General features: G+C 57.0%; 14 protein-coding genes and 1 pseudogene. 11 read left to right on the forward strand and 4 right to left on the reverse strand.

Going from position 1 to position 13,846, the window contains the following annotated elements; genetic code table 11:
• Positions 1 to 104 precede the first annotated feature (104 nt).
• Both CXQ80_RS10880 and CXQ80_RS10885 read left to right on the forward strand, forming a co-directional pair.
• Complete coding sequence (locus tag CXQ80_RS10880) at positions 105 to 332, forward strand: hypothetical protein (protein ID WP_101319269.1); 228 nt, start codon at positions 105 to 107, stop codon at positions 330 to 332.
• A gap of 77 nt (positions 333 to 409) precedes the next feature.
• Positions 410 to 859: a GNAT family N-acetyltransferase gene (locus tag CXQ80_RS10885; protein ID WP_101319271.1), complete on the forward strand. Its 450-nt coding sequence runs from the start codon at positions 410 to 412 to the stop codon at positions 857 to 859.
• A gap of 13 nt (positions 860 to 872) precedes the next feature.
• Here CXQ80_RS10885 and CXQ80_RS10890 read toward each other — a convergent pair whose 3' ends face one another.
• Complete coding sequence (locus CXQ80_RS10890; RefSeq protein WP_101319273.1) at positions 873 to 1,283, reverse strand: nuclear transport factor 2 family protein; 411 nt, start codon at positions 1,281 to 1,283, stop codon at positions 873 to 875.
• Positions 1,246 to 1,503 (reverse strand): annotated as a pseudogene (locus CXQ80_RS25000) (EamA/RhaT family transporter); the annotation flags it as partial. The gene CXQ80_RS10890 and the pseudogene CXQ80_RS25000, both read right to left, overlap by 38 nt.
• Before the next feature lie 201 nt (positions 1,504 to 1,704).
• Between CXQ80_RS25000 and CXQ80_RS10900 the strand changes: the two are divergent.
• Both CXQ80_RS10900 and CXQ80_RS10905 read left to right on the forward strand, forming a co-directional pair.
• Positions 1,705 to 1,962, forward strand: coding sequence for a hypothetical protein (locus tag CXQ80_RS10900; RefSeq protein WP_101319275.1), 258 nt, complete (start codon positions 1,705 to 1,707; stop codon positions 1,960 to 1,962).
• Between the two features lie 27 nt (positions 1,963 to 1,989).
• A complete protein-coding gene (locus CXQ80_RS10905; protein ID WP_101319277.1) occupies positions 1,990 to 2,226 on the forward strand; it encodes a hypothetical protein in 237 nt (78 codons plus the stop codon).
• Between the two features lie 24 nt (positions 2,227 to 2,250).
• On the opposite strand, the gene CXQ80_RS10910 is transcribed toward CXQ80_RS10905, so the two are convergent.
• On the reverse strand, positions 2,251 to 5,979 hold the full coding sequence (locus CXQ80_RS10910) for an autotransporter domain-containing protein (protein WP_101319279.1): 3,729 nt from the start codon (positions 5,977 to 5,979) through the stop codon (positions 2,251 to 2,253).
• A 356-nt stretch (positions 5,980 to 6,335) separates the two neighbouring features.
• Between CXQ80_RS10910 and CXQ80_RS10915 the strand changes: the two genes are divergently transcribed.
• From CXQ80_RS10915 to CXQ80_RS10930, 4 genes are all read left to right on the forward strand, one after another.
• The gene (locus tag CXQ80_RS10915; protein WP_101323015.1) at positions 6,336 to 6,644 is read left to right on the forward strand and encodes a putative quinol monooxygenase; all 309 of its coding nucleotides are present in this window, start codon (positions 6,336 to 6,338) and stop codon (positions 6,642 to 6,644) included.
• Positions 6,645 to 6,780: 136 nt separating this feature from the next.
• Entirely contained in the window at positions 6,781 to 7,029 is a 249-nt protein-coding gene (locus CXQ80_RS10920) for a CsbD family protein (protein WP_101319281.1), read from the forward strand.
• 328 nt (positions 7,030 to 7,357) lie between these two features.
• Positions 7,358 to 8,086, forward strand: coding sequence for an AraC family transcriptional regulator (locus CXQ80_RS10925; protein WP_101319283.1), 729 nt, complete (start codon positions 7,358 to 7,360; stop codon positions 8,084 to 8,086).
• A gap of 78 nt (positions 8,087 to 8,164) precedes the next feature.
• A complete protein-coding gene (locus CXQ80_RS10930) occupies positions 8,165 to 9,121 on the forward strand; it encodes a DMT family transporter (RefSeq protein ID WP_101319285.1) in 957 nt (318 codons plus the stop codon).
• 142 nt (positions 9,122 to 9,263) lie between these two features.
• Here the strand turns inward: CXQ80_RS10930 and CXQ80_RS10935 are convergent, their stop codons facing one another.
• Positions 9,264 to 10,082 carry an alpha/beta fold hydrolase gene (locus CXQ80_RS10935; protein WP_101319287.1) on the reverse strand — a complete coding sequence of 273 codons (819 nt, stop codon included), beginning with the start codon at positions 10,080 to 10,082 and terminating at the stop codon, positions 9,264 to 9,266.
• 65 nt (positions 10,083 to 10,147) lie between these two features.
• Between CXQ80_RS10935 and CXQ80_RS10940 the strand changes: the two genes are divergently transcribed.
• From CXQ80_RS10940 to CXQ80_RS10950, 3 genes are all read left to right on the forward strand, one after another.
• On the forward strand, positions 10,148 to 10,462 hold the full coding sequence (locus tag CXQ80_RS10940; RefSeq protein ID WP_218195365.1) for a helix-turn-helix transcriptional regulator: 315 nt from the start codon (positions 10,148 to 10,150) through the stop codon (positions 10,460 to 10,462).
• A 289-nt stretch (positions 10,463 to 10,751) separates the two neighbouring features.
• Complete coding sequence (locus CXQ80_RS10945; RefSeq protein ID WP_101319291.1) at positions 10,752 to 11,459, forward strand: hypothetical protein; 708 nt, start codon at positions 10,752 to 10,754, stop codon at positions 11,457 to 11,459.
• 990 nt (positions 11,460 to 12,449) lie between these two features.
• Complete coding sequence (locus CXQ80_RS10950) at positions 12,450 to 13,817, forward strand: DDE-type integrase/transposase/recombinase (protein ID WP_101319293.1); 1,368 nt, start codon at positions 12,450 to 12,452, stop codon at positions 13,815 to 13,817.
• The last annotated feature ends 29 nt before the right edge of the window (positions 13,818 to 13,846 follow it).

Here is a 13,846-nt window from a genome sequence, read left to right on the forward strand (position 1 = left end):
ACTGCGCCGGTCTGGTTTTGCGCAGAGTTGTTGGAAGCAATCGAACCAAAAAGCTGTCTTTCAGGTCAGGATAAGGGTCTAGTCCACCACATGAGAATCTGACCATGCATACCTTTACCTTGGAATACCTCTTCAACGGCGAGCGCCGCACTCACCAGCTCGAGCTCAAGCAGAATCACCTTGCCACCCATGAGGCCGCGCTGCACTTGATCATGTTGCACCATGGTGATGGTGAGAACAGCCTGGTCATGCCTGACGCCGATGCGACCCCTGCAGAAGTTCTGGAACAAGCGGCGTTGCTTGGCATAACTGAAGTCAACGTAGTGCTCTAATGCGCAACAGTTGGTAAAAGGACCTTCCGCTGGCGCTATGAAGTACCAGCGCTTGAAAGTAGCTGAAGGGAATCGTCATGCAGAAAACAATCAGGCTGGCCAACACCGCTGATATCGATGCAATTTTCCATATCCGCACAAGCGTTCGAGAAAACCACCTGTCGCGTGAGCAACTGACGGAGATGGGCATCACCGCCGAAGCCATTGAGCAGGCACTCGCTGAAACGCCGTGTATCTGGATCGCTGAGGTCGACGGTGTCCCGGCAGGCTTTTCAATGGCTGATAGCGGTGATGCTTGTGTATTCGCGGCATTCGTACTGCCCCAGTTCGAGGGGCAGGGTCTGGGTCGCTGCCTTATGGAACGCGCAGAGTGCTTCCTTTTCCAGCAGCATGAGACGATATGGCTGGAAACCGCAGAGGCCAGTCGCGCCAGCGGTTTTTATCGCAAGCTCGGCTGGCGCTGCGTGGAGCAGTTGCCTGAAGGCGATATTCGCATGGAGAAGCGCCGGCAGCAGGCTGATACATAGTTTGCCGGCAGTCCTACGGCTCGACGATGTTGTCCAGCAGTGTCGTTCCGTAGGAGTTGTCGACGGCGCATAGCCATTGGTCCGCAATGAGTCGAAATACGTAAGTTGCTTTGCGCGAAATCTCGATTTTTTCACCTGCCTTGTCAGTAGCCTGTAACAGGGTTTCCATGACGACGAGCGCGACATCAGCCCCCGGAATGACCTGCATCTCGCCTTGCGTGACAACAATGCTGTGATTGAAATGCTCCGCGATGGCGACAAATGCGCGGCGGATGCTGTCTTTGCCGGTGACCGTCAAACCCGGTTTGACCACCAGCGTTGCGTCGTCGGCATAAAACTTCATTAACTCGTCGAAATCTTCGGCGGTGATCGCGTGATCAGCGGCCTCAATTGTCGCTTTGAGCGTTCGGGTAAGTGCATCCATTGCTGTGCTCCTGCGTGAGAATGCTGTGCACCGCCAACCCGGCGCCTGTGATCACGGCGATAAGCCCTGACGTCTCTATGAACGTTGGCAGCCTGGCGTTGAAGAGTAAGCCGAGCAGGGCGGCAAACAAAGACTCCAGTGAGATCAGTTGACCTGAGAGCACCATCGGTAGCCGCCGTGTCGCAGCGTTCCAGGCCCAGGCGCCAATCACCGAAGACACAGCAGAGAAGCGGTAATACCCGCGGGCTGGCCCCGATTAGAGTCAATGATTGCGAATCCTTGGCTGTCCAATCATCCAGCATGGATGCAAAGCCAGTACCCCACCTGGCGTGTACATAGTAGCGTTGCGCATTCGACGAACTGCCACGGTCCGTTGTCTGTCTGCCCACGGATCGGGCCACTCACGAACTAGGATGTCAGCATGGAACGTGTTCAAGCGGTAAACCAAGCGGCGATTGATGAGGCGCTGATCGTCTTTGCTCGTTATAAGATGGGAGCGATCAGGATTTTCGACCTGGAGCGCGCCATGAGTTACGAAGTTGGCGAAGCGTTGGCCAAAACTGACCTGGTGAGGTTTTCGATTGCCAGGATGGCTTCCGGTCGTTATCGCATCAGTGATGAAGGGGAGAACGCCATTACCGAAGCCGGTCGCGCTCGCCTAGAGCGGCTGCGGGGGTAAGGAGACAAAGCGTCCTGGGAGCAGCCGATGAGCATACGCAGCCTCGTGAAAAACTTGCCGGCGGACCCTGCCAGACCAGGCTGGGTGCTGGGCTGGGGCGTGCTGCGCGACCGCCATCCGTGGCATCTGGTCGATGTATATGCCGACCAGACTACCGCCAGAATAGAAGCCGAACGCCGCGGCCACAGTTACGTCGTGGAGTTCGGCTCGCACCGCATCGGCTCAAGCGATTTCATCTGCGGCGTCAGCTTGCCCGAGGGCTGACGGGCAACCAGGCCGCGGGGGATGTTAAAAGCGATAGGCAGCACGCAGCGACAGCGCATCCGAGCGCGACTGCTGCCCCAGTGCCCGCGTGCCTTGATAGCCAATCCCGGTGCTCAGCCCCGATGCCCACAGCAGATCCATCCCGAGCGACGCAGCCAGGGTGTCGTCACCGAAGCCTTCGGTGGTGATCGTGTAGGTTGAATTGCCAACATCGGCATAGCCAAGGCGGGCGCTGGATTCGGAATTGAAGGTGTGACTGAACTCCAGGCGCGAGCGCAACGTCAGGTAGGCCCAACTCAGCGCAATCCCGTACTGCCCACGCAGGCCAGCCACGCCCGACACCAGTGAAAAACGCTGCTGGGCGTAATCGAGGTTGTTGGCATCTGCATTCGACTCCTGATAGCCGTGCAGCCAGGTCGTAGAGGTATCCAAGCGGCCATAGGGCGATACCAGCCAGTTCCGGCTTTTCAGCTCGTAGCCAGAGCTTAGCGAGGCGAACAGCTGATCGCCGTCGCGGCTGCCTTTGGCGTAGCCGCCGGAATCAGTCACGAAGCGCTCACTGTCGAATTGCAGGCGGCTGTAGCCGAGCAGTGCATCGACAAATACCGCGCTCGGGTGATAACTGGCATAGGCAGCCACGCTGTAGGACTTGCCGCGGTTAGTGCTGCCGGCAGAGCCGATATCACTCTTGTCGCTGCCATAGCCAACCCCCACTCCGGCTGTCAGCGCACGGCTCAGGCGAAAGTCGATCCCGCTGCTGACGCCAATCAAGGTGCTGCTGACCTTGCTGCCGCCGCGCTCGGTATTGCCGAAATCAACATAGCCCCCTGTCCATACCGATACATTGCCGCTGGCAGGCGCAGTGGGGTCATGGTCGGCTGGATCTGCATGCATCAGTTGCGGCTGATCGTCGGCCAGCATCTGTGTGGCTGCGAGCAGGTCGAGATCGGTCTGCTCGCTGTCGGCCGCCTGGCCTGGCTTGTTCTGCGGGTGTGCCTGCGTGGGGTTGAAGCGCAGATTGAAGGCGTTGCGGTGCCCGTCCGGGCTATGCAGTTGCTCAAGACGGTCAGTGAAGTTGGTGACCTGCGCCCGGGCGAACTGCTGAGCACTTTGGGTCTGCGCATTGAGCACGCCGATCACTTCGGCGTCCTTGCCCGGGTCAGGCCGCGCACTGATCTGCAGGGTCAGTGTTGCAACCTGCGAGACACCCCAGGCGTTTGCCAGGGTGAAGCGCAAAGTGACGGTGCCACTGGCCCTGGCCGCTGCCGTGAATTCAAGGGCGGTCTGCTTCAGGCGCACGCTGCCCAACGCCTGCGACGGTGTGTCGAGCAGGGTTGCAGAGGTGAACGGGCCACCGCTCGCGCCCGCAGTCAGGTTCAGGGCGACACTCTGGCCGGCCGCAACCGACGCACTGACATCGGCTGCCTCGGGGGTGACGCCGTTGCTGAGCAGCGAGTAATTGGCCGTCATTTGGGTGCCGTTGGCATCGGTCACGCTGATCGAAAATGAGCCACTGCCGGTAGTAGTCGGCGTGCCGAACAGGCTGCCGGATACCGGGTCCAGCGTCAGCCCGGCCGGCAGCCCGGCCGCACTGAACCGATAGGGGCTGACGCCGCCGCTGGCACTCACATTCTGTCGGTAGACGCTGCCCACGGTGGCAGCGGGCAACGCGCCGGCTGCCGGAGCCAGCACCAGGGTAGCAGGGCTGACCGTGATGGAAACGCTGGCAGCAGCCGATGTGCCACTGGCATTGCTGGCACTGTAGCTGAAGCTGTCACTGCCCGAGAAACCTGCTTGGGGCGTGTAGCGAATGCTGGTGCCACTGGCGACCGCCGTGCCATGCAACGGCAACGATGTGACGGTCACGGTGGTAGCAGCGCCACCCGAGAGCCCCAAGGCAATGAGGTTGTTCGACGAGTTGGCGGCGACCACTGCGGATACCGCCGCGACTGTGGGCAAGGCGGTGCCAATGGCCAGCGTGTAGTTGGTACTGCCGGCATTGCCAACATTATCCGTGGCCGTGACTGCAACGCTATAGGCGCCGGCCAGGGTAGGTGTGCCGCTGATCACTCCGCTGCTGGTGTCGAGGGTCAAGCCGCTCGGCAAGCCGGTCGCGGCATAGTGATAAGGCGCAGTGCCGCCGGATGCCAGCAGCGAGGTGCTGTAACTGGACGCGACCGTGCCGCCGGGGAGCGGGCCGCTGGCCGGGCTGAGTGCAAGTGTCACCGCCGTGACGGTAATGGTTACGGTCGCCGGCGCAGAAGTGCCGGCCGCGTTGGTGACGGTATAACTGAAGCTGTCGACCCCGGCGAAGCCTGCTGCAGGCGTGTAGCGCAGGGCAAGGCCAGACGCCGTGGCGGTGCCATGCTGGGGCTGGCTGGCGATCGCCGCGCTGTCGGCAGGGCCGCCGGACAGGTTGAGGGTGAGCGCGTTGCCTGTGCTGTTGGCGGCAACGCTTGCCGATACGGCGCTCGCCACCGGCGCCTGCGCCACGATCGAGAGGGTGTAGTTGGTGGTGGCGGTCGCGCCATAGGCGTCGGTGACGATGACCGATGGCGTGTAGCTGCCGGCAGTGGTGGGCGTCCCGCTGAGCACGCCGGAGGAGGCATTCAGCGACAGCCCGGCTGGCAGTCCGCTGGTTGCGTAGCCATAGGGCGCTGTGCCCCCAGCACTGCTGAAGGTCTGGCTGTAACTGCTGCCGAGCTGGCCTGCGGGCAATGCACCGGCAGACGGAGTGATGATCAGTGTTGGTTGCGAGACGGTCACAGTGGCCGTCGCCGGCGCAGAGGTGCCTGAACTGTTAGTCGCGGTATAGGTGAAAGTGTCGCTGCCTGAATAGCCCGCGACAGGCGTGTAACTGATGCTGGTTCCGCTCGCCGTGGCTGTGCCATGGCTGGCTGCAGTAGCGACGGCGACCGAGCTGGCGGTGCCGGTAATGGCCAGGCTGATCGGGTTGTTCGTGCTGTTGGCACTCACGTTGGCCGTAACCGCACTGGCCTGCGGCGCGGCTTGGGCCCTGTCGACGGTGATGGTGTAAGACTTGGTAGTGACTCCATCCGCAGCCGTGATCAGCAGCGTGAAGACGTTCGACCCCACTGCGAGGCCGATGGGCGGGGAAGCGCTACCTGAGTTTACCGGTGTGCCATTCACTGTGACCGTGCTGTTGTTGTCTGTGGTGGTCGGTGTGAGGGAGAGGGTGCTTGTAGCGTTGGCGACCGAAGCGGTGTAGCTGGTGGTGGCCGTGCTGAAAGCTGGCGTCAGGCTGCCTGTCGAGAGCGTTAGGCTGGATAGGGTGGCATCCGTGGATACTGCACTGAGGCTGGTGCAGCTGAACACCAGGTTGCTGATCTGGCCATTGGAGGTCGTAGCCCGAATGGCTGCACCATTGGCCTCCAGGCTGCCTGCGGGGACGGTCATGCTGACCGTGTGCGGCGTATTGGTGGTGCTGTTCGCTGCGTTGTAGGTCTGAAAACCGGCAAGGCTGTAGCGAGCGAGACTAAGGCTGTCAGCAGCGGTGGGATTGCCCTGGTACGCCGCCCCGCTGTCACTGAACGTCAGCGTCAGCGCATCTCCCGGGAGAAAGTCCGAGGCGGGATATTTGTTCGTACCAAATGCCAGTGAAACTGAGCCGGACAAGCTGTTGATGGCCGTACAGCCATTTGATAGCGCGAACGCTGGAGCGGTGTTGAATACGGTCAATGCGGCCACGGCCGCCCCAGCGCGCAGCCACTGGCCCAACGATATACGGCGCATTCATCACCCGGTGCTTAGGCTTTTATCAAGCAGTTATTGGTAGCTGGCGAAACGGATAACGCCCGTGTCTTGCCGTGAATACTCACTACAGCCTCAGGGCTGGTAGATAGAGCAGGGCGCTGATAGGGGCCAGGATGGCGCTTGGACAGTCGCTCTGAGGGATATCGGCACGTGCGTGCCGAACTTGACGCCTTCCCGTTGAGGAACGCGATAACCCGGAAACCTTGCGGCTTCATTTTCACCGTTAAAGCGAAAGTGTTGCCGGAATGCGAGGGTTTTTCTGCAGAGCTTGCCAGTTGAATATCATCGCCACGGACCACGGTGGTCCTCAAACTCATTGTTCTGGAGAACTTATGATGGATGCGTCCGCCAAAGCGTTGGTATCAATTGCCGTACTCAAGGCCAAGCCTGGTCAACGAAAAGCCTTGAAGGATGCACTGCTGGCGTTGGTCGAACCGACCCGTGCGGAGCCGGGCAACCTGGACTATGTATTGTTCGAGCTGCGTGATGAGCGTGGCACGTTCTACATGCGCGAGGCATTCGCAGATCAGGCCGCGCTCGATGCGCATTTCGCCATGCCGTATTTCCAGCACTTTGCTGGCATCGCTGATGCTCTGCTGGCTGAGCCATTGCAGCTGATCTTTCTTGAGCAGGTGTCGGCGTAGCTAGTCGTTTGGCGATATGACCGGTGCGCATCGACGTTGAACTATTCATGACGCCTGTCACCCTAACCTTGTGCAGCTATCTACCGGCTCAGGCAGACCCTGAGCCTCCCCACTGACACACGAAGGTTTGACGAACATGAAGAGTGAACAGGTTGAAGGCGTAGTAGAACAAGTTGCCGGTAAAGCCCAGAGCGCTGTCGGGAAACTGTTTGGTGATTCCAGCCTCGAGGCAGAAGGTGCGGGCCGCCAGGCATGCGGTCAAGTGACCCAGGCCTACGGCGATGCAATGAACAGCGTGTCCACCTTCGTCAAAGAAAAGCCAGTGACTGCGATGGCTATTGGCGCGATTGCCCTGTTGGTGCTTGATCGCGTTCTGCGCCGCTGAGTCCAGGCAGGAGCCTCTAGTAATTGTCCCGGTTAGCCGTTGAATGCGAGAGGCATTGCTTGAGCTTATGCGAGCTCCAGCATTAAGCACAATCTGTACTACTGTTGGGCCTCCGTCTGATGAGCTGGAGGCTCAATTGTTTCCGCATCTCCCTGGACTATCCGTTAGCACACCGCGAGGAATCTTCTGTCCTCCTGGAAAGCAGGCCATGAGCAAAAGGGATATGATCCGGTGAGTTCCAAGGCCCCTCGCGCTGACAGTGTTAACGGCTGTGGAGTAGGGCAATAACACACACATCGGATAACCTGCCGGAACGGAAGGTGCAGTAATGTTTTTAAGCCTCGAAGTGCGCAGCTATGAGCGGGACACCCCTCACCATCACCACGATCACGCTCAATTGGTCCTGCCGATTCGCGGCCGAATGGACATAGACGTAAACGGACGTGGCGGATGTATTGATCAGTCATTGGCGGCACTTGTGGAACCTGGCTCAGATCACTCGCAACACTGCGACATCGATAGCCGCTTTTTGGTTCTGGACTGCGCGCCTGCCACGCTGGAAACGCTCCACATCGAGCGCCTGGCTCGAAACATCTATGTGCCAATCCCCCCCGCAACGCGTCGGCTCATCGAGTTCGCCGAGTTGATAGGTCATGCACAACTCTCCATCGCGACGTGCCAGCTGGGGCCCTTGCTGTTGTCCTCCCTGAGCCCGGACGCGACCTGTTTTACCGACCCTATGGAGCGGTTGATTGGTCGTCTTCGGAGCAACCCTGGAGCCCATTGGAACAATGAAGCCATGGCTCGGTTTGCCAACATGAGCGTGAGCCAGTTGCATCAGCGATTCCGGCAAGTGTTCAACATGAGCCCGCAGGCCTGGTTGACCGAGTTGCGTGTGCAGGAAGCGCAGCGATGGTTACGTGGAACTGCCTTGCCCATTGCTGACATAGCCTTGCGTGCGGGCTTCAGCGACCAGGCATCGCTGACACGCACCATGCAGCGCCTGAAAGCCACGACCCCGGCGGCCTACCGTCGTGCGCAGCAACAGCCTGGGTAAAGAATCGCGCAGTTAGCGACAATATTCACCGAGTCAGCTGCTCCAGACTTCACCCATCAAGTTTGGAGCGCGGGTGAAATGGGTGCAGATCGATTATTGCTGAAAGGTATCTTCTACGGGGTGTGTGCGGGTGTGTGCTGGGGGGTGATCTTCCTCGGCCCGCAACTGACCCCCGAACTGAGCGGCCTGCAATTCGCCGTGCTGAGGTTTCTTTGCTATGGCGTGATTTCCGGGGCGCTGCTCGCACCTCGCTGGAAGCGCGTGTGCGCCAAGCTCAGCAAGGCCGACTGGAAGTCGCTGTTCTGGCTCAGCCTGATAGGAAATCTCATCTACTACACGCTGGTGGGCACCGGCGTGCAGTTGGTTGGCATAGCTACAACATCGCTGATTGTCGGGCTGATTCCGGTGCTCATCACACTGGCAGGTCGGCATGACGAAAATGCCGTCCCGCTGCGCAAGCTCGTTCCTTCGCTGTGCTGTGCAGTGGGCGGGGTAACGCTCATCAGTTGGCATGCAATTACCAACGGCGACCGGAGCGATATCCTCACCAACATCGCAGGGATTCTGTGCGCGGCGGGCGCGTTAGTGACCTGGAGCTGGTTCGCGGTGAGTAACGCTCGGCGTCTGGTTCAGGTCGCCAGCGTTTCCTCCAATGACTGGGCACTGCTGACAGGAGTCATGACGGGCGCTCAATCATTGCTCTTGGCGCTACCTGTGCTGGGGTGGCAGACCGGAACGTACGGCAACACTGAATGGCTTGATTTTCTTCTGGTAGCTGGCGGAGTAGCTTTTCTGTCTTCCGTGGTGGGCGGCGCGTGCTGGAACCAGGCGAGCCGGCTCCTGCCCTTGGCACTGAGTGGGCAAGTGCTCGTGATAGAGACATTGGCGGCGCTGCTTATTGGCTTTCTATGGGCGCATCGGCTTCCTGATCCATACGAAATTGCAGCAATTGCGCTGCTGGTTACAGGTGTTGTCTGGTGCCTGAATTGTCACCGTACTCAGCATCGCCGCGATAGCCGTGTCATGCCGCTTTAGGAAGCGCACCGGGTGAGCAGTGGCAGCTACTGCCACATGACTGACCACGCTCAATGTCGCACTGAAACACTGTAAAGGACTAACAATGCTTATCGTATTCGGCGGCCTTCCAGGCATGCCGGCATCCAGTGGGAGCGACTTTTCAGCCTGCGCCGATGTGGTTCAACAGCGCAGCCACAATGGCCTCGGGCCGGTCTTCTTGCATGAGATGACCGCAATTCTCGACTCGAATACAGGGCTGCTGGGCAATCAGCTCGGCAAGACGCTCGCCCTGCGCATACGGAATCCAGGCGTCTTCAGCGCCCCATAAAACCGACACCGGGCAATCAAGTCTTGTGTACAGCGGCTGAATCTCGTCAGTGAACGCTTGATCCATCTGCGCGATCTGCCGATAGAACGCAGGCTGACCAACTTCACCCACCCAAGGGGCACTGTAGATGCGCAGGGCTTCTTCACTCAACGGGGTCGCTGCTGAGGTTTGCAGGTAAGCCGCCAGCAGCGCGCGGTGCATGTAATCGGGCATTCCAGCAAATGCTGCCTCGTGTTGGCGGACATGCTGGACGAACGGCGAGCCCCACGGAGCCAAAGCGACTGCGTCGAACAGGGTAAGAGACGCGTAACGCAGCCCGTTCAGGTAGTACGCTCGCAGCGCAGTAGCACCGCCGAAGTCATGTGCGAGCACGTCTGGCCGGTTCAAGCCCCATTCTTTAAAGAGGGCAGTGAGCACATTGTTCTGGACGGCCAGCGAAACGTCCTGACCCGCCCTCATCTCAGACTGGCCGTACCCGACCAGGTCGAAGTAGTACAGGGTGCGATGGTCAGCTAGCAGAGGAACGATGCGCCTCCAGACCTGGGAGGAAAAAGGCGTTCCGTGGATGGCTACCAAGGGGGCGCCTGATCCCATCTTTCCCCATCTGACGGCGTTGCCTTCGATGATTGACGTGTAGGGTAGATCCAGCATGGTTCACCTCATATTGTTATTTAGCTAAATGACTATATGATGCCGGCATGGACAGATCAATACAGATGAAAGCGATGAGCAGCGAGGTTCGGGTAACGATACTTCGATTGCTTGCGAAGCCTCATGAACACTTTGCAGATCAGTGGTCGGCAGATCCTGCTGAACTCGGCGTTTGCATGACGCTTATTGCCAAGGCGCTGTGTGTCGCTCAGCCGACTGCAAGCCGGCATTTGGAGATTCTTGTGCAGGCCGGGTTTGTAACGGTGGCGAAGAGGCACAAGTGGTCTTACTGCAAGCGTGATGAGGTGATGATTGCCGGGTATCTTGAGTGGCTGACGCGGGAATTGGCGATAGGGAAGGGCTCACAGGGGGCGGTGTGAACCCTCAACAGCAAACTCGGTTTTTCGCAGCTTTGGAGAAGGGTATTTAGAGGGTGATGGTCGTGGCGAATACCGTGACGGCTATCCAACACGTAGTACATTTGCAATGGCTAGGCACACCGAGGCGGCATTAAGTTGAGAGAGCTGCGAGTGGCAGGCAGGCTCTCAGTCTTGTGCGTTTCGAAAATCACGTGGTTTGGCACTACTCTTGTGCGTCGGTGGAATTCATAGAGCGTTCTCGCTGATACACTGCTTTTTGTTCTGACAATTGCCAATCGGCTGGAGTGAAATGGATATCAGAGAATTTTGCCTCGCTCATGAATTTGATATGAGAAAGTGTTCGGTCATGTCAGGCGGTGGTAGTTTTGGATTGGCCGACCTTGAGACCTCACCGGTCGAGTTTTTATCGCTGGCGGAGGATGATTTTGAGCGGGGCGGACTGGCGGCACGAGTCAACGCTACAGCCAATGCAAAACGTGCCATTGTCAGCCAGCTAGATCAGTTGTTGACCTCTTTTGGCTATCCGTCATTCAGATGGGATGTGCCGAAGAAGATTGAACGTCTTAGGGCTTTGGGACTGCTCGCGCCGAGTCTGTTGCGAAAAGTCGTAGATATGCGAAATGTTCTTGAGCATGAGTACATAACTCCTGAGATTGGAAACGTTGAAGAAGCGTTGGATATCGCGAGTCTCTTTGTGATGTCCGCATCGGCGATGTTCATTCCGTTTGAAGACGTCTTGGAGTTTTCACATCTTGAATCAGGTGTGAGGAAAGGGTCGGTCACACATATCACTGCGGGATTGAACCGAAACGCTGGTAGGGTTTACTACACATTTTACGCATACGAACCTGGCGAATACGCGGCGCATTGCGTTGGTCAGTGTGAGATCGAATCAGGGCATGTATTGTTCGAAGCTATGGTTAAGCTTTCTGCATCGCTGATGCTTCAATACAAGGTCAACCAGGCGCTCAGTGATTTTAAGAGAGCCGTTACGTAACCGTGAGTGCTCGTGAGATTGGGGCGGCGCCCTGAGTGGCAACAACCCAAAGCAGTCATCGGTAGTGGTCAACTCATCCCGGACACAGTTTGATATTTTCTTCAGCTTTGGCCGGAGCCAGTCCATGGTTGAATTGATGGGGCCGGATCCAGTTTTAATGGCCCATCAGGTACTGGCTGGTGCTAGCCAGTTTTCAGCGCGGCTGGTGTAGAAACGGATATTCGTGACAGATAAACCTAAGGAAGGATGTGAGGGTGGTAACGGAAGAGGCTGATTTTTCATCGTCCGGGGTTTTGTGCAAAACCGACCGTGTGACCGTCGCGAAATGTGGACACTTTCCGCAAGCCCTGAAATACGTGGCCTCCAGCGATTCAGTTTGCACTCAGGACACTTTTTTTAGGAAAGTGTCCACATTGCTTGCAAATTTTCCTCGGAAAGTGTCCGTGTTAACTGTCCGTTTTCCGGAAGTGTCCACATTAAAGCGCATTTTTCGGAAAGTGTCCGCATTAATGCAAACGGCGCATCTCCATCAATAACCTGGGTACAGCGCGGTGGCTGGAATCGCCGTAATTACATGTGGAGTCGCGGAAAAATCAACTTTTTTCCGATGTTTGCCAAGGGTTTTAGTAATGAATATATCAATTTAATTGATGGTGCGGCTGTCAATATATATATGTCATTACTCCAATCGCCTAATATTTCGCGTTTTTTCAACCTCCTGTACTATGCAGTCTAAGCCGCGCGACATATGGTCTAAACAAAATTTTAGCCAAGAAAAAACAATAAAACAATTGTTATTAATTGCCCGTCATCACATGGCTAATTAGCACTTTTCTGCCCCGAGGCGGGGCTATTGACTCAGGTGTTTTAGGAAGTAAAACTAGCTCGGATTTTGCAGTGTCGCTCTTTAAAAACCAGATAATGTTAACGCTACCTATAAATAACTAGCGGGTGTTATGGAATAGGAAGCCATTCAAAAAGGTAGGCGGAATGAGTAACAGTGATAACTTAGAAGTACGTTCGTCCAAGGCTTCCGGATCGTCGGCATCAGCAACATCGAGTGCAACTGCCACGGCGACTCCAAACCTGAACATGAACAGCTCGGAGAGGAGCGTTGCTCGCTACGATATTGCCAGTGAGCGTATTCCAACCATTAAGCTTTATCTCTCCGGTCAACTCACCGCGGTTGAGGCGGCTAAGGTGATTGGTATGAAGCCCTCCGGCTTTCATAAGATCATCCGTAGGGTGCGGGCACGCGGCGGTGATCTCAGCGCGGTGACGGCAAGCGCGCCCGGACGTCGAAATTCTCCGTCGGAGCTTCAAACCGAACTGGAGCAACTTGTAATAGACGCAATAAGGACCTACGCAGGTAAAGCTGCAACGATCGAAAAGGTGTGGGTGACGGCACAGATACTTGCAGATGAGCGCGGGCTCAAACGGCCCAGCTATCACGCTGTACGGCGAAGGCTGTTGAAGAAAGGCAAGCGCTTCCTGGCCAACCTGCGACTCGGGAAGGCCGAAGCGGCGGACATATTCGAAGCACGGCCAGGTTACAAGGTGACAACGCGGCCGCTGGAGTGGGTTCAGATCGACCATACCCGTGTCGACCTGATCGTCGTGGATGAGGAACATCGCAAGGTAATCGACCGTCCATGGGTCAGCTTTGCTATCTGTATCCATACGCGAGCGATTGTCGGTTTCTACCTAACCTTGCTTCCACCTAATGCAGTAACAGTCGCAATGTTGATCGAGAACTGCGTGCTTCCCAAAACGGCCATGCTGGCAAGCCTTGGGTTTGATGAAAGCACTTGGCCAATGCACGGCGTACCGGAAGTCATCCACGCCGATAACGCGGCTGAGTTTCGCTCTGAGGTATTGAAAGCGAATCTCAAACGATTCGGAGTGACAGTCGAGCACCGTGACGTTGGGAAGAAACATCAAGGAGGACACATCGAGCGCCTGATCGGCACGATGATGAGTTCCCATATCCATTTTTTAAGGGGAACAACCTATTCGAATACACAGCAACGTGGTGACGAAGACAGTCAAGCCAGAGCCTCGGTTGACATCACGGCGCTTAGAAAATTCTTCGTGAGCAAGATACATGCTTATAACAACCGCAAGCACAGCGCGATCAAGATGTTCCCTTCCCAGAAGTGGAATGAATACTACTCGAGAAATGCGCAACCCCGGCAGATTGAAAAGTCATTGCATGAAGGCTTTCGGTATGTGCTGTATCCAGAGAAGCCAAAGCTGATTCGCTCCGGCGGGATCGAGATGCAAGGCAGGTTTTACTATGCGACTTGCTTGCAGCATAAAGTGCGAGAAAAACTGATCGTCAAATTCGACCCCCACTGACCTTTCAAAAATATTCGTAGATCTTGAGG

This window comes from Pseudomonas sp. 02C 26, assembly GCF_002843585.1.
GTDB classification, from domain to species: Bacteria; Pseudomonadota; Gammaproteobacteria; order Pseudomonadales; family Pseudomonadaceae; genus Aquipseudomonas; species Aquipseudomonas shirazensis.